This window comes from Bacillus sp. AFS098217 (assembly GCF_002551815.1).
Taxonomy (GTDB): domain Bacteria; phylum Bacillota; class Bacilli; order Bacillales; family Bacillaceae_G; genus Bacillus_A.
Map to the genome: position 1 here is coordinate 24,742 of NZ_NVPR01000019.1, position 16,599 is coordinate 41,340.

A 16,599-nucleotide genomic window follows, 5' to 3' on the forward strand; every position below is an offset into this window, starting at 1 on the left:
GGAGGTGATTCTAATGTTATGTGCGCGCGACTTGGGAAAAATGTTTCCACTTTTGTGTGATAGGTATTAAAAAGTGTTTCTGTGATGGCATATGAACTCTAAAAAAGTGTTTCCTCTTTTTTGTGTTATGCGCGCAACTTGGGAAAAATGTTTCCACATTGTGCAGAAATAAACTATTTGATTTGAAACTCAAAAGTTAGCAAAGTATGATTTAAATACATACATAAAGGAAAATCTTATTGAAAATAAAATTTTATCCCTCATAGATACTAATCATCTTCTAAATAAGAGGATAATGCTTAGACCAGCAATAGAACTATATAATAAGGGACGAATGGAATTTTTTTGTCAAATTATACCGCTTCAAATTGAAGGGATAATATATGATTATTGTATTGAGTTAGAAATATCATGGTCTCAATTAGAACGTGATTCATTAGACAAAAAGGTTGATAAAATAGTAGAAAAAGATGGGGATTTTAAGGGATATGAGTATTTTAAGTATAAGTTTATTGAGTTAAGAAATACGCCTGCACATGGAAGGGTGCATACTGATGTGGATTATCAAAATACAGCTAATATGTTAATTCTTGATTTACTATATTTATGTGAATTTGTTGATAGCTCTGATGCAACGGTGGTAAACAGAATGAGGAGTCTTTTGGATATCTTTGAAGAGAGAAAAACTCAAATACATGTGGAATTAGTGACATTGGAGTATATATCTCGTTATAGGGAGAAGGAACTTCCTTCGATTTATAACAAGGAATGTACAATACAAGAAATTTTTGAGCATGCACATAGTGAAAGATTTTTAAATTATATGGATAGGAGAAAAGTTATGAATCAGTTAAAACAACTATTTCAAAACACGCTTTTAGTCGCATTCCCACTACTTCAATACGTAGAGAATAATACACGTATTTTACATAAATGGCGAGGACTTTGTACACTTATAAATAGTGATTTGAATTATGTTGACGATCCAATGTATACATCCATGGCTTTCAAAAAGCTTGCAAATTGGATATCCTATAAGGAATCCCAAGGTGTTAGTATTATGGAAATTGTGGCTCAGATAGAGGAATATCGAAATGAGGTTTTTGATTTACTTGCTGATACTATTTTAGAGGAATTTGAAATCGTATTAGTAACATCTGAACAAGATGAAAAAAATAAAGAACAGCAGCAAAATTATATCGAACATAGTAGCGCTGGCTTTATGTATCATTTAACGGACACAATTGCAAAAAATAATTTTACAGAGGACAAGGAATTAAATGCACATATTGCTGAACTACCAGATAAGAACAACAGTCTTGTGGTAGTATCATCACGTTTTAATGATGGGGATTTGAAATTAAGAGGGGCAGAGGAATTAAATCGGTGGAATACATTAGTTGATTCCACTTTTGTAGATAGAGTAATGGATGATTTAACTGCCGATTGTTTGGATATTGTAACAGAGATATGGGTGAAGTCAGCAAATACAGTAAATAGCCCAGTACATATAGGCTACGAGGAAATATTAGAAATGTGCAATATGAAGCAAGTAAGAAATGGTAAATCGTATTATAGAAAAGAAGACCGTTTGAAAATTATGGAGCGTTTAGCTGCACTAGCAAGTATTTTTATATATGTAAACGAAGACAATGAAATAGTTATATTAAACGATGATGAGAACCCAAGTGAGTCGCTTGCTTATAAAAAACAACGTGTACGTAGATTATTTGTAATGGATGAAATTGTATTTGCTAAGGATATTCATACTGATGAAATGTTAGGTATTGAAAGTATGAATGTAGCACCTGGAACATTTTTATCGAAGTACTTATTTGGATCAGAAAAATTGACAGGTTTGTTATCAAAAAAGGCGCTTGAGTACAATAGTAAACAACAACGCTATCACAAAAGATTAACAAGGTACTTAAGTTGGAGATGGCGGATTCAACAAGCTTATCAACATTTGATACACCCTTATTCAATTGGTGGTCCAAAAGGCTTATTAAGTGTTATGGGAGTGAGCATGAATCGCAACCCTGCACGGATAAGAAATATATTTGAGAAAACATTAGATGATTTAATGCGTGATGAAGTGATAAAGGAATGGAAGTATCAAACACCGATTGACGAAGATAAATGTGTTGGCCGTAACTGGCTTGAGAACTATTGGTTAAATCTTAAAGTAACTATAACACCTACTGATGAGTTAGTTACTTTACAACAGGAGCTATTACAAAAGAAAAAGATAGCTCCTAAAAATAAAATAATAGAAACACCAGTAAAAGAACAGATATTAGAGGGAATTGGTACGGTGGTAGAAGAAATTCGACCTCTTCAATTAAATCAGCAGCAAGAAAATAAGGAAATTAGTTGGTATCAGCAGAGGATTATGGAATATAAAGATGAAAATAAAGCCAGCTTAAGAGATATTGCGAAAGAGATAGAGATTTCACCATCTAATTTATCAAAGCTATTAACTGGAAAACGAAAAAGATTAAGTGATGAAACTCGAAATAAATTAGACAAATGGATTAAGAGACAAGAGGTAGTTAATCTATTATAATATCGTAAACCTGTGGCACGAAAAACAAGTGTCATATAAAAAGAGCCACATTTAAATGGCTCTTTTTATATTGTAGTATTTATGCTGTCTTAGAGAATTTATCTTTTGCTAAAATACTAAAAAAGCACATTGCTGCACTGGATACAGCAGTTTTCTCATTATAGCAAAGTGCCAGACAAAACAATACGAACAGTCCTCCTACAAATAAAATTTCTTTTTTAGCCTTTTTAATGATATTCATCATTGAAATGAGCCCCTTTCATTTTAAAGTTTATTACAGCGGGTATTATAATCATAAATTCACTATATTCTAAGAGGTAGAGCGAAGTTTTTTTGAAATTTTTTGCTAGGATATATAAAATCTACAAAAGGCGCACCATTGTCAATTTTGCATACATATGTGTACTTTATAAAAATAACTTGATACAAAAACCTAAATTGTATAATATATAGGTATATTGTTAGTTTATTTGATTCCGTTTATTCCCACACCTTGTGTAGTGGTTGAGTAGTAGAAACATGTTTTTATTTTGTTTCAATTTGAAAGGGCTTCTTTGAGCCGATTTAATGTATATAGCTTATTTTGCTGTACACATTTTTAATCGACTTGAAGAAGCCCTTTTTGTGTTGTCTTCAAGTTTGTAGGCAGGGCTATGGATCATTTAATAGCAAAATCATACAGTAGAGGAGAAAATAATAATGAAAAAAGATTGTACACATTTACGATTAGTACCAACAGTAGAGGAACATGAAACACGCATGAAGATGCATAATCAAAATGAGTTACAAATATCTCAAATGACATCTCAAGCAAGAGAACGTATTAATCAAATGCGTGGCTGTTTAGAAGCTGAAATTATACTGCCAGATGGTAAATTTCAATATTTTAAACCTCATACAACTGATAAAAAAGAGGCAGCACATGAGATCGCATTATACGTAGAGGGTCTGCAAGCTGCAAAAGAAGGATATATAGTTCTTTGGCGTTTTATCGGTCAACAAAGTTTCTATCATGGAACAAAAATTGTAGCCGAGCCAAAATTTCGTAAAATGATGCGTAAGCTGAAAGATTATTTCTTTGATTACCAAGAATACGAAACAGAACAATCAAAGTAAGGGGGATTAAGTATATGTTATGCGAAAATGTATTGGACCAAAGAGATCCAAATGAGCAGGAAAACACAGAGAAATCAGGTGAGTCAGATGATATATTTGCTGGCGTTGATGAAGTGCTGGAAGATGAACAATTACCGTTTTGATGAAATTGTTGTTTATAGAGGGTAAAAGGAAGAACTAAGTGATTATAAACTTGGAACTTCCTTTTTTTATTTCAAAAAGAAACTTGGAGGAGATGTATTATGCGTATAGGAAATGATATTGCGGCTGGATTTTATCCAACGCCACTAACAGAGGGAAAACATTTACTGCAGTTATTACAAATGGAATCGGAGCAGGCTTATGCTTGCTTTGATCCATGCTGCGGTGAAGGTGAGATTCTAAGCTATTTTGCGAATGAGATAAAGCAAAAGGGCATGCAGTTTCAAACATTTGGAGTCGAATTAGAGGCAAATCGTTATGAAAAAGCAAAAGAACAATTGGATGTAGTCGTACGTGCGGGATTTGAGCACATGATGATAAGTCATGATTACTTTCCATTTATCTTTTTAAATCCCCCTTATAATAAAGAGCTGCGCGTCGGTAATACAAAAACAGAGCTTATGGAGTTTAACTTCCTAAAACGTGCACACTTGTATCTACAAGAAGGAGGAATAATGGTGTATGTCATTCCATATGACCGCTTTGCAAGGGACGATATTAGCTACTTTTTAGCTAAGAACTATGAGGAAATCGGTTTGTTACGATTTGGTGATAAAAACGGAGAGTTTGACTTGTTTAAACAATGTGTTTTTATTGGACGAAAACGTGCTACTTCTACAAATGACACGTATTTTAACGACCAATTCGCCAATTTTTGTGAGAATATGAGGGACCTTGAATTTGTAAAAAAGAAAGTAATTACATTAGGACAAATGGTAAATCGTAAATCGTGGGAAATCCCAGCTGTATGTAACGATACCAAGCTTATATTTACATCGAGAGTAGATTATAAAAGCGCTTATGAAGGTATTGGCAAGTCAGAAGGAATTGCAGTACTGAAAAAGCGTTTTAATAAGGGGAGTGGATATTCACTTGCTGGTGAAAAAACGGCTGCTGAAAAAGCAAAAATGCCGATTGCTTCTGGACAATTAGGTTTATTACTTGTAACTGGTGTGGCGGATGGTTTGCTCGGTGAAGGAGATACCCTTCATGCTGTTCGTGGTTCTGAAAATGTGTACTATGAGTCATCATTCGAGCAGTTAAAAAAGCAAACAAAAGAAGTTGTTCGTCAAAAACGTCGTGCGAAATTTATTATCGCAACACCATCTGGTGAAGTAAAAGAACTTGTCTAGGAAAGGAAGATAGCCGGTATGTATTACTTATTTGGAGCAGGAACTTTATTTATCATTTGGGAGTATAGCAGTCGTATGCTTCGAATGGTAATTGCCATGACTATAGTGTGTGTATTATTGGTGAGAATAGATGCTTTATCGACATACAATTTAATTGGAATGTTCTCACCATTTCAAGAAATAGAAGGGATAATACAAGAAGCTCAATATGCTCTTCCGGAATGGAAGCAGTATATCAATTTCTAATAAAAATAACATTTAAACAGTAGGAAAAAAGATCGTATCAAATTTGATACGTTTTTTTATTTTCTTAGGGGGCTAATAATATGATAAAAGACATGATACAACAAGAAACATTTGACCAAGAGCAAACACCAGCGATGTTGCAACTAGACACTGCAACTGCATCGCATACGGCTTTTTGCTTTGCTTTAGCAGTAAACCGTAATCACCAAATACAGTTTGCGGTGTTTGGTGGAAATGATAGTTCATTAAAATCATTTCGTGCGGCAATCTCAATGGGAACAAAACGTTTGTATTTTGGAGAAGGGAAAAAGGAAGAACTTAATTATATCCTAACTAGAAAAACAAATGTAAGTGCAGCTGGTGCCTTTGAGTTCATTGGTACAAGAACAATGAATCAAAAGAAAGCCATTATTGCATATACAAAAGAATTAGAGAACAAGTTCATTGTGGCAATCGATGAATCACCCGCAATGCAAGTAAGAGACTTTCTTATGGCAGCACCATATGGTTTACCAATCCTAGAGGAATGGGCAGAGCCAATATATGAGGAAATGCTAACAAGAAAGCTGTTACAGCCATTAGAAGTGTACTTTGATCAGAATGAATTTTCTTCTTTAGAAATTGCTCAAGTGACTCTAAAGGTAGAGGATTGTAAAGAGTTTTTATCTGAAGTGATTAAAACGGGGAAATGCAAATTTCCAAAAGAAGGAATAGGTGAAAAGGTACAAGAAATTCAGGATTTAAATGAATATCTACTTGAATATTCTCCTGTCATGCTTGATAAAGTAACGAAAATGGATGAGCCACTTCATCAACCAATGAAAGATGAAGCATTATCACATTTTGATACTTATCAAAGACCTTTATTCCCTGTACAAGCGCATGTTGCTACTGGTGCAGCAAAAGCATTACAAGTACAAAAAGGAATTATTATACAAGGCGAGATGAGCACGGGCAAAAGTGCGATGATGACGGCTGCGGTAGATGGTTACTTTCATTTAAAAGGAAAGAAAGGGTATCGTACCTGCGTCTTTGTCCCACCAACCCTCACAGAGAAGTGGGCAAAAGAGGAAATACGACACTTAATTCCAGATGCAGAGATACACCTAATTAAACATACAGAAGATTTAATCCGAATTCACCAGGCATGGATCCAAGCGGGAAGACCAAAACCACAGAAACCAACATTCTTTGTCATTAGTTTTACGACGATGCGTGGCGATTCTATCAAGCATATGCCTCTTCCTTATAAAGAAATCTCTCTTTCTAAAAAAGAAGAAAAAGAGGTACAGAAATATTATAAGAAAGGGTTTTATTGTGTAGATTGTGGTTCTCCGCTTAAGAAGAAGAATTCTTCACTTATGGTATATAAGGCAAACGGAGAAAAAGAAGAAGTGTGTTCTTATAAGGATTTCACACAAAGTGATGTAGATTCAAAAACAAATAAAAATAGTGTATGTACTCATTGCAATTCATACCTATGGAGTCCGAAAGTGAAAACGAAATATGCGAGCTTTAAAGAGTGGACAAGTTATGAGAAGCAATTAGTACAAGCAATTCGAGAAGGAAATAAACCACTTCAAAAGCAATTGGAGACTGCTAATCGTGTGAAACCATATTCTGCTAAGGAAACAGGACGTGCTTACCGTAAAGTAGCAGCTGTTGAATATATTCGTAGAAAAATGAAGAACTTTTTTGATGCCTTGATCGCAGATGAGGTGCACGAATTAAAAAGTGAAACCGCTCAAGGGAATGCTTTAGGTAGTCTTGTGAAGGTTTGTAAAAAGTTTGTAGGTGGTACGGGGACTCTCTTTGGTGGGCGAGCTAGCGATGTATTTTATACATTATGGCGTGTATTCCCGCACAAAATGGTAGAGGCAGGATTTCGTTATAATTCATTAATGGAATGGAATGAAACCTACGGAAATATTGAAAGAACTTATTATCATGATGGGGAAGTTTCATCTAATGTAGCCTCATGTGGTGCACAAGGTACACTAGATAAGAGTAAGGTTGTTCCAGGTATTTCACCATATGTGTTTACAAAATTTTTAATGGACACAACAATTAATGTCCGCTTAAAAGATGTATGGCCAAGTCCAGTTGAACTTGTTAATGTACCCACCATTTTGGTTGATATGTCAGAGGAACAGCAAGAAGCCTATGAACATATGAAAAAATCCTATGAAAAAGCAATTGAGGAAGCGAAGGGTACACCTGATTTGGGGAAACTGTGGCTTTCTTATATACGTACAGGGAATTCTTATCCGGATAATATGAATCACTATCCAGATTATTATATAGATGATGCAAAAACAAAGCTTGTTTGGTCAAGTAAAGGATATAAATTCACTGAGGATTGTATACAGCCTAAAGAGAAAAAATTGCAGGATATATTACGTACTGAAATCTCTGAAGGCCGTCCAACGATTATTTATGTATCAGACACAGGAACATCTGTTAAAGAGAGAGACATTCAACCACGTCTTAAGAGGGTAGCGGAACAAGTGCCAGGAGCGAAAGTAGAGATTTTACGTACAGATACCGTTGCCCCACCTAAACGTAGTGAATGGTTAAAGGAACAAGTAAAAAACGGGGTGAATGTAATTATTTGCTCCCAAGAATTAGTAAAAGTAGGTTTGGATCTGTTGTCAACTCCAACTCTTGTATTCTATCAGTTTTCATTTAGTCTCTTTACATTAAATCAGGCTGCAAGAAGGCATTGGCGCATTGGACAGACACATCAATGTAGAACCTTCTATTTAGCATATCGCAATACGTTCCAACAACAAATTGCGGGGCTGATAGCTGAAAAGAATAAAGCGGCAGAAGCTATGAATGGTGATGCAACGAGTGATGGTCTAAATGCGATGTTGGGTGACACAGGGGACTTACAAACCTTATTAATACAAAATATTAAGAGCGGTAAACAATTAAAAGGATCAACAGAAGAATGGGCAAGCGCTGCTTCTGAAAAAACAAAAGAACTACTTGCGAATATTGGTAAAGTTGTGACACCGGTATTTGAATCATTAGAAGTACAATTCTCAAGATGGGTGAACCAATTACCAGCATCCCTAGATGTTGCCTTCATGAAAGAGGCGAGTTTTACACAGAGAGCGGTTCAATTGATTCAGACAGATAAAGTATCAGGTGCAAAAGTAGTAAATCGTGTACTTGAAATAGACGGAGATCATAAAGAGCTAATTCGTACATTGACTCAACTTATCACAGCTAGACGCTCGCTAGTGCAGAAGCAGGATATAGTGTTTTGGGATGAAGTGATCATAGAGGCGAAAGTTCCAGAGAAGAAGGGTAGAAGGAAGAGAAACAAGGTAATAGAAGGGCAATACGCATTTGACTTATTTGCTTAAAGGAAAGAGGAGGAAGAGGAATGTATACAATAGTGAGTATTCTTGTTATTGCATATATATGTTGGAAAGTAAAAGAAATGAGACACGAAGTTCAAAAAGAAATACAGAGGAAAGAAGAAAGTAAAAAGCCGAAAGAGGTAAAGCCTTATTGGTGTCCGATTCGTAATGAACCAATAGGGAGAGAGAGAGAATATGAAACGATTACTTTGGAAAAAAGCGAGCTAGAAAAAGACGTAGCAAATGTATATAATTCCATCGCTGCTCAAATTCAAGCGAATGTATCTTCTGAAACAAATAAAGAAAATGAAAAAGTAATCGCATTAGGAGATGAGACGCATGTTGAAGAATTTCAACATGCTTTCGCTCCAGAAGAAACCTATACGATTCCATTTCCGGATGATATGGATGTACCTGATTATATCCCTGAAGAAATGATGATGGAACCATATATGTTACCACAAGGGGAAATAAGTGAGACACCTGAAGGTATAGAGTATCCTGACGAAACTTCATTTATGCCAGAGAATATCAATCCCTCTTTAGGAATGAGCTGGTACGGGGTAGTTATTGGGAGAGAAAAACAATATACACGCATTTTGAATCAGGGGGATCAACAGCGTTATTGGATAGATACGCAAGGAGAGATTCTACCAGAGAACCGAATGTTGTGTATGCAAATTCACATGGATAAACCATATTCTTACACACTTTTAGATTGGAAATTTGTTGAGGAAACGATAGATAACTAGGAGGCGAATAGATTCAAATCCTAGTTGCTTTTTTTCTGAAAGATTAGAAATAAATAGGTATCGTCCCAATAATTTATATGAAAATAAAATAATGTTATTTTTGTATAAATTATTGGGACGGAATGATTCACCATATTTACAGATTCAACTATAATGAGACATTGATTATTTCGATATTTAAATATATGTAAAGTAAAATAACTTAATTAACATTTAATTGGGAGGTATTTTTTATATGCAAATTGATAAAATGCATAGTGATGTAATAGGTAAATTAAAACAAACGGTGCGCTACGAAAAAAAACAGGTTAAAGTATTACGGGTGAGTAAGAGCAGTACGAATAAACATGCTTATATGATTTTTCCGGAGTTTTCAGAGGTTAAAATTTCAAATACCGAATTAGATTCCTATATTGAAAACATAACAATAAGCGCACAGTATGTCATAGAACGCCAATTAAGTAAACAGCCAATCGAAAAGCAAAATCATTCCATTATTATGACGTGTAAAGTGGATGAAGATGGTGTGTTAAATGATGAAACGATACATTTTAATTCTACATATGTGAAGCCGCCGACTATTGCAGCGAAAGTGTTCAAACTTGTGTGTGGTCTAGGAAATCGCTTAGAGAGCCTTAAGGAATTGCATATAACGGTATTGAACAACAATATCAATCGTATCGAAATCGAATTTTGTAATCATAATGAAGAATATCAAAAAGTAGAAAGAGAAGAAATCGCTAATGCTATTATGGGGGCCTATACAAAAGCGAGTATTTATTATGCTGCAGAACTTGTATATGTGGCGGTTGGTGATGAAATGATTTTAAAAAGTATAAAGCCAAAGCTGGCTGGTGAACTGTTATGAAAAAAGAGGCAGGGATAATTGGAGTCCTTTGTACATTAGTACTCACTATATTATTGCTAATACCTCTACAAGCAGCATCTGCTAATGTGGATTTTAATAAATTAAAAGGTAACGATGTCTCCTCATCTTTTCAAGAAGGGATTAATAATAAATCGAAAGCATCTGATACAGACAATTCAGCTGCTTCCTCGTTAATTCATAAACTAGAGAGAATGTATGCACCAATGTTTAAGGTGGGAGTTAATTTTTTCTCTATTTCATTTGTGTTAGGTGTTATTGTGATGATCATGGCACTCATTACAAAAAACGGTCAGTGGATGAAATGGGCAACAGGGAGTATGATCTTTTCTTTTGTTACCATGCTTATCATGCGAGTAAGTGTATATTTTCTATTTAGTACGGATGTTTTTCATTTTATGGATATTTTTACGGACTTCCTGGACACATTCAAAGCAACAGCACTTATTTTTACACCATTTATGCTTATTGCGGGACTTCGATTACGTAAAATCCATGAGAGTACAAAACAACCCGAATATTATCGATGGTCCAATAGAGTCATAACCGGTTCAGGGCTATTATGTGTTTTGGCGGTATTAGCGCCATGGCTTTTTGCACATATGTAAGGAAACAAAGGAGGTACTGAACAATAGTTCAGTACCTTTTATCTACCCATTAGGTTTCTTCTTTCGTATTCATTAAATTCTTTTTGTGAAATTGGAGATAGTATACCGCTGAGATAGACGGCGGTGTACAAAAAATATTGATTGTCATTCGTTTTAATCGAATGTGTACCGTGTTCTTCATTATTTGGAATGATACGATCTATCTTTAATTGCATGTTGTCACAAATAATTGATTTAATCTTATATAAATTATGTGTTGGTAGTCGTCCTATATGCACATAGGTACGTTCTAACAAGTAAAGGATGACTGTCATTTGTAGAATGAACGCAACCTTTAAGATCGCTGGTAATGGCGCAATGATAACAACTGGAATGGAAATGAGGTAAATATTTGTTTTAGAGATTCTACTTTCCCGGTGATTCATTAAAGAAATGCTATGTTTTGTTCGAATTACCTGGAATCTGCTGACGATAAATAATAATAAAAAAGCAAATTCATAGATTAACCAGGTTTTCCATTCTTGTATAGATAAGTTCATTAAAAAATAGATAATGCCATTCGTCATAAGCATAGGTATTAGGTGTACTAGGCTTAATAATGTAGTATGTTCGAGAATTCTAGTTTTGTGAATATTATTCATTGTGGAATCCAAGTTTTTTAACTCCTTCTGCAATTTTCATGATGACGCCACCAATAAGCAGGTGGTATTCACCAATTCCTTTTTCATTAATGTACCAGCACATGTAATTACGGATACCAGCTTTTGCACCGTGATCATGAAGAGGAAAAGGTGAAGCGTAGATGTTCGATATCTTAGCATTATCGTCGAATTGTATTTCTTTCGCAAGAGAAAACCGTTTTTTTGAATCGTTAACAATCCAACAACCGAAAGTATCCGTTGCATACCACATTGCTTCCTTATGTATTGGGTCAATAGATGGTTCTGCTGGATAATTTTCAGCCAATTCTTTTACTTTATCTTCACGCAGCTGCTTATGAAGATAGGTATTGAGGGGGTCCTCTTCACCCGTTTGTATGAGTTCATAGGTTTCTTCAAAATTACCGCATTCATAGGGGATAAATGGACTGTTCGAATCTGCAGCTAGGTTTAAACTACAAGAATCAGACTTTGCTAGATAATATACACAGTCTTTGCAAGTAAAACAGCCAGATAAATCTATAGTGGATGACGTTTCTTGTTCCGACATTGTATTGTCAACTACGAGTTTTAACATATATATCACAATCCTTTTTGATGATTTCTTAATTTGTAGCAGGTACATCATAACATGCTTATAATTAAATGTAAATATTTTCCATATAAAAACTACCTATTTAATTTTGAAAGGAATGTTTGTTTTGAAAAAAAATAAAGAATTAATATCTTTACGAAACTCCCTGTTATTTGGATGGTTGATGACAATCATTGTAATGGGATTATCCATTTATTTTTATACAATTGTCTATCTACTCATTGGGTGCTTGATATTATCGCTTAAATACGGGTTATTGGGCACAACAAAGAATGTTGAAAAACGATTACCTACCTGGGCAAATTTTGGAGTGATTGAAAGATCAGTAAACAGGAGGGCAACAAGACCTTTCAAATTCAGGGGAGGGCTAATAGCTGCGTTAGCATTAGGATTTGTCGAAATGGTTATAAAAGGCCTTTGTATTTCATATTTAATCTTAGGATTAGAAACACATGTGTATCGATTAATACGTAGAAATACAAAAATGTAAAAGAGGGTAGGGAAAAATTATGAAGGTGCTTATATTTGAATTAATCCTAATTGCGGTATTACTGCCTGTGAATATGTTCGCGAAAAAGCATGTACCAAAATGGAAAGAGAAAGCTGGGAAAAAGAGTGTAAAGCGTATCCTAAATAAGCTAAGTAAAGAAGAATACCAGGTACTGCACGATGTAACAGTGTATACAGAGCATGGAGATACAACGCGAATAGACCATGTTGTCATTGCAGAAACAGGTGTATTTGTAATTAATACGAAGAATTACGAGGGGGGCATTTGGGGAAATGAGAAATCTGCAAGGTGGACTCAGACTATGTTTAGAAGAAAGCAAACATTCCAAAATCCATTCCGACAAAATTATGAGCATATAAAGGCGATTGAAGCGATAACGAAACAACAGCTGCCGTTCGTTTCCATTGCGACATTTCATCCCAAGTGTCGTTTGAAAAAAGTAACCGTTACATCGAGGGATAAACATACTTTGTATCATACAGACCTACGAAAATGCATTACTTCTTATACAGAAAAGAAGCTGACAAAAGAGAGCGTTCAACAAATCTATGAATCTTTAATCGGTGCGAAAATTATAGTTATGACTATTGAAAAGAAAGAAATTCAATATTTACATAAAGATTTCGCAAAATCATAGGAAATGGAGCAAAGGATATGATGCTGTATGTGATTGGTTTTGTCGGTCTTTCATTATTAGCCATACGTACAAATATGAAGTATTACAAGTTGAAAGGCGATCCAAAAGAGTTTGTGACGAAAACACATGATTAGAGCAGTTGGCATCTCTTTTGAACGGATACATAATATTTTGTATCACTGTCTATTTAACAGTTTGAAAAAATAAAAACGAATATGTTATGATATATCTAATTCAATACCAAAAAAATTCAATGCAAAAGGACACACCTACGCAGAACCCTGCCGTAGGTGTGTCCTTTTTTATTATCTAAATAATTTTAGAAGGAGAGAGAATTTATGGGAAAAACATTATTTATTACAGAAAAACCGAAAGTAGCAAATGAGATTATGAAGTCACCAAGGTTTCGGAATGCTAAGAAATATGCAGGAAGTAAACCGTACTATGGATACTACGAAAACGAGCAATATATTGTAAGTTGGTGTCGTGGTCATCTATTGGAACTAAAAAATCCGGAAGAAATGGATAGTAAGTATAAGGAATTTCGACTGGAGCATCTGCCATTAATGTATCAGCCTGCATATAAGGTGAAACAAGAAAATGCAGAGCAACTTCAAATACTTGTGAAGCTCTTACAACGTCCAGACGTAGATCATGTGGTTAACATCTGTGATGCAGATAAAGAAGGTGAATTAATATATAGGGAAGTGTATGAATATTCAAAAATAGATAAGAAGCAATCCCGAGTATTCAAGTCATCATATGAAGCTTCTGAACTAGAAGCTGCTCTTAATCGATTAGAGAGCGCAACAAAATATGATGGACTTGCAAATGCCGCTAAGGCAAGACAATATCTTGATTATCTCTTAGGGATGAATATAACCAGGGGATGTACAGTAAAATTAGCTAAAAATAAATTCCTGTTATCCTCTGGTCGGGTACAAATGTGTCTCTTACACGAGATTCGACAAAGAGAACTAGCGATTGAAAATTACACAGAACAGTCTTATTTTAACTTAAAACTACTTACTGATATGGGGCTAGCGCCTACCATGAAGAATGAAGAACAAATTTTGAATCCAGCACCTTTACAAAGCTTAGGAGAAAGGTTGAAAGGGCAACACTTAACAGTAACAGAATTCAAAGAAAGTACGAGGAAGAAGAAACCTAAGCTTCTATATAACTTAACAGATTTATACAAAGATGCTCATGCTCAGTTACACATAAATGCGGAAACCGCTAGAAAGCACATCCAGACCCTATATGAAGAAGGATTTATCACATATCCTCGAAGTTCCTCTAGGCATTTACCAACGGAGCAGGTGGAGCGTGTGAAATCAGTTATGCATGCATTAGCAAACAGTACATTTAGGTCACTTGTACAACTAGTAGATATCTCATCTATTAATTCTAAGCATACTACTTTTAATGATGAATTAGTGACAAGCCATTTTGCTATTATACCAACAAAAAAGCTATACCCTAGTGAAGAACGTCTGGAAGTAGAAAAACAGTTATACAATCTCATTGTGAAACGATTTATCGGGAATTTTATGCGCCCCGCTGTCTATCTTGTAAGAGAGGCCCAGTTCGTTGATCCAGTTGGGAATATATATGCTATCAAAGAAAATATTCTACAAGAAAAAGGGTTTTTATATGTGTTTCATGATGAAATTGAAGAAGGCAGTGTAGAAACATTCACCATTCCAGCCCTGCAGAAAGGACGTACGCTACAAATTCGTCATTTTGAGTTAATGGAGTCTAAAACAAAGAAACCAGCTCTTCATACAGAGAGTTCTATTCTCACCTTCATGGAGACAGCTGGGCGAAAAATAGATGATGAACATTTGAAGGAGTTAATGAAAGGAAAACGTATTGGAACTGTAGCTACAGAAGCGACGTTTATCCCGACTTTATTAGAAAGAAATTACATTTCTATCGAAAAGGGAAAAATTAGTACGACACCAATTGGACGTACCTTTGTAGAACAATTTCCAATTGAACAAATTAAAAATCCATTGTATACAGCTGAAATGGAAGGAATGATTCATAAAATTGAGCATAATGAAATTGGCTATGAAGAATTCGTTGCAAAAACCAACTTATTTGTAAAAGAAATAGTAAACCATTTAGTTCAAATAGAGGAAACAGTTGCGGATCATATGCTTCAAACTTGGAAGAAACAAATTGAAATTTGTCAGTGTATATGTGGGAATGGAAAGATCCTAGATAGAGGGAATTTTTTCGGTTGTAGTAATCATCCTACCTGCAGTATCGGATTACCCAAAAAAATAAAAGAAAAAACGATACCTGAAGCGCAAGTGAAAAAGCTATTTGAAGAACATAAAACGGATATTATTAAAGGTTTTAAATCAAACGGAAGAGAATTCGCAGCGTATTTTGAAATTAAAGATGGGGCAATACGATTAGCACTACCTACAAATGAGGAACTATCTCTTGGTGTATGCCCAAAATGTCAAAAGGGGCATATAATCAATCGAAAAACATTCTTTGGTTGTACAGAATATGAAAGTGGATGTCAGTTTATGTTACCAGCAAAAATAAAAGAAAAGACAATACCTGAAGCACAAGTAAAAAAGCTATTTGAAGAACATAGAACGGACGTTATCAAAGGTTTTAAATCAAACGGGAAAGAGTTCGCCGCGTACTTAGAAATTAAGGAAGGAGCAATACAATTTGCACTACCTACAAATGAGGAACTATCTCTTGGTGTATGCCCAAAATGTCAAAAGGGGCATGTAACCAATCGAAAAACATTCTTTGGCTGTACAGAATATGAAAATGGGTGTCAGTTTATGTTGCCAGCAAAAATAAAAGGGAAAACAATACCTGATGGTCAAATTAAAAAACTGCTTCAAAATAACACAACGGGATTCATTAACGGATTCAAAGGAGAAAAAGGAGAATTTACAGCTGCAATTCGATTAAAATCGGATTTTAGTATCGTTTTTGAGTTCCCAACTACGGAAGATCGTACCATTGGAAAATGTCCACTATGTCAGGGAAGAGTTATTATAGGAAAAACGAACTATCTGTGCGAGCACTATAAAAATGGATGTGATTTCCTTGTATCTGGAACGATACTAGGGAAAAAGATTAGTGGTGGCCAGATGAAAAAGTTATTGGACAAGAATATCACTGATAAGATTCAAGGTTTTACTTCTTCAAAGAAGGGAACCAAGTTCGATGCTAGGATTTCTTACGATACACAGAAGAAACGAATCGATTTTATATATGATAAATGTAAGAAATAAAAAAGATATTTACTGAATAAAAAAGTTCTTTACTATGATAGTA

At 34.9% G+C, this 16,599-nt stretch carries 15 protein-coding genes; 12 read left to right on the forward strand and 3 right to left on the reverse strand.

Annotated elements, in window-relative coordinates; all coding sequences use genetic code 11:
* The first annotated feature begins 841 nt into the window (after positions 1–841).
* On the forward strand, positions 842–2,566 hold the full coding sequence (locus COO03_RS04675; RefSeq protein WP_097895694.1) for a helix-turn-helix domain-containing protein: 1,725 nt from the start codon (positions 842–844) through the stop codon (positions 2,564–2,566).
* 79 nt (positions 2,567–2,645) lie between these two features.
* Here the strand turns inward: COO03_RS04675 and COO03_RS26850 are convergent, their stop codons facing one another.
* Positions 2,646–2,810 carry a hypothetical protein gene (locus tag COO03_RS26850; protein WP_179863002.1) on the reverse strand — a complete coding sequence of 55 codons (165 nt, stop codon included), beginning with the start codon at positions 2,808–2,810 and terminating at the stop codon, positions 2,646–2,648.
* Positions 2,811–3,265: 455 nt separating this feature from the next.
* Between COO03_RS26850 and COO03_RS04680 the strand changes: the two genes are divergently transcribed.
* The 8 genes from COO03_RS04680 (at position 3,266) to COO03_RS26305 (ending at position 10,879) form a co-directional block, all read left to right on the forward strand.
* Positions 3,266–3,682 (forward strand): DUF6018 family natural product bioysynthesis protein, encoded by a 417-nt coding sequence (locus COO03_RS04680; RefSeq protein ID WP_097895510.1) that lies wholly within the window; start codon positions 3,266–3,268, stop codon positions 3,680–3,682.
* A 14-nt stretch (positions 3,683–3,696) separates the two neighbouring features.
* A complete protein-coding gene (locus COO03_RS27435; protein ID WP_257132026.1) occupies positions 3,697–3,825 on the forward strand; it encodes a hypothetical protein in 129 nt (42 codons plus the stop codon).
* Positions 3,826–3,924: 99 nt separating this feature from the next.
* Positions 3,925–5,016 (forward strand): DUF6094 domain-containing protein, encoded by a 1,092-nt coding sequence (locus COO03_RS04685; RefSeq protein WP_097895512.1) that lies wholly within the window; start codon positions 3,925–3,927, stop codon positions 5,014–5,016.
* Between the two features lie 18 nt (positions 5,017–5,034).
* Positions 5,035–5,262 carry a hypothetical protein gene (locus tag COO03_RS04690; protein ID WP_097895514.1) on the forward strand — a complete coding sequence of 76 codons (228 nt, stop codon included), beginning with the start codon at positions 5,035–5,037 and terminating at the stop codon, positions 5,260–5,262.
* An 80-nt stretch (positions 5,263–5,342) separates the two neighbouring features.
* Positions 5,343–8,636, forward strand: a complete 3,294-nt coding sequence (locus tag COO03_RS04695) for a hypothetical protein (RefSeq protein ID WP_097895516.1) — start codon at positions 5,343–5,345, stop codon at positions 8,634–8,636.
* Between the two features lie 20 nt (positions 8,637–8,656).
* Complete coding sequence (locus COO03_RS04700; protein WP_097895518.1) at positions 8,657–9,385, forward strand: transposase; 729 nt, start codon at positions 8,657–8,659, stop codon at positions 9,383–9,385.
* A 235-nt stretch (positions 9,386–9,620) separates the two neighbouring features.
* Complete coding sequence (locus tag COO03_RS04705) at positions 9,621–10,253, forward strand: hypothetical protein (protein WP_097895519.1); 633 nt, start codon at positions 9,621–9,623, stop codon at positions 10,251–10,253.
* Entirely contained in the window at positions 10,250–10,879 is a 630-nt protein-coding gene (locus COO03_RS26305; protein WP_142316234.1) for a hypothetical protein, read from the forward strand. Before COO03_RS04705 ends, COO03_RS26305 begins: the two co-directional genes overlap by 4 nt.
* A 38-nt stretch (positions 10,880–10,917) precedes the next feature.
* Here COO03_RS26305 and COO03_RS04715 read toward each other — a convergent pair whose 3' ends face one another.
* Complete coding sequence (locus COO03_RS04715) at positions 10,918–11,532, reverse strand: hypothetical protein (protein ID WP_097895521.1); 615 nt, start codon at positions 11,530–11,532, stop codon at positions 10,918–10,920.
* Positions 11,513–12,115, reverse strand: a complete 603-nt coding sequence (locus tag COO03_RS04720) for a hypothetical protein (RefSeq protein WP_097895523.1) — start codon at positions 12,113–12,115, stop codon at positions 11,513–11,515. The genes COO03_RS04715 and COO03_RS04720 overlap by 20 nt, the downstream gene beginning before the upstream one ends.
* Positions 12,116–12,230: 115 nt before the next feature.
* Here COO03_RS04720 and COO03_RS04725 point away from each other — a divergent pair, with 115 nt between their 5' ends.
* The 3 genes from COO03_RS04725 to COO03_RS04735 all read left to right on the forward strand — a co-directional run bounded on the left by COO03_RS04725 (position 12,231) and on the right by COO03_RS04735 (position 16,556).
* Positions 12,231–12,623 carry a hypothetical protein gene (locus tag COO03_RS04725; protein ID WP_373605236.1) on the forward strand — a complete coding sequence of 131 codons (393 nt, stop codon included), beginning with the start codon at positions 12,231–12,233 and terminating at the stop codon, positions 12,621–12,623.
* A gap of 19 nt (positions 12,624–12,642) precedes the next feature.
* Complete coding sequence (locus COO03_RS04730) at positions 12,643–13,281, forward strand: nuclease-related domain-containing protein (protein ID WP_097895526.1); 639 nt, start codon at positions 12,643–12,645, stop codon at positions 13,279–13,281.
* Between the two features lie 338 nt (positions 13,282–13,619).
* Entirely contained in the window at positions 13,620–16,556 is a 2,937-nt protein-coding gene (locus tag COO03_RS04735; protein ID WP_097895528.1) for a type IA DNA topoisomerase, read from the forward strand.
* Positions 16,557–16,599: the final 43 nt, after the last annotated feature.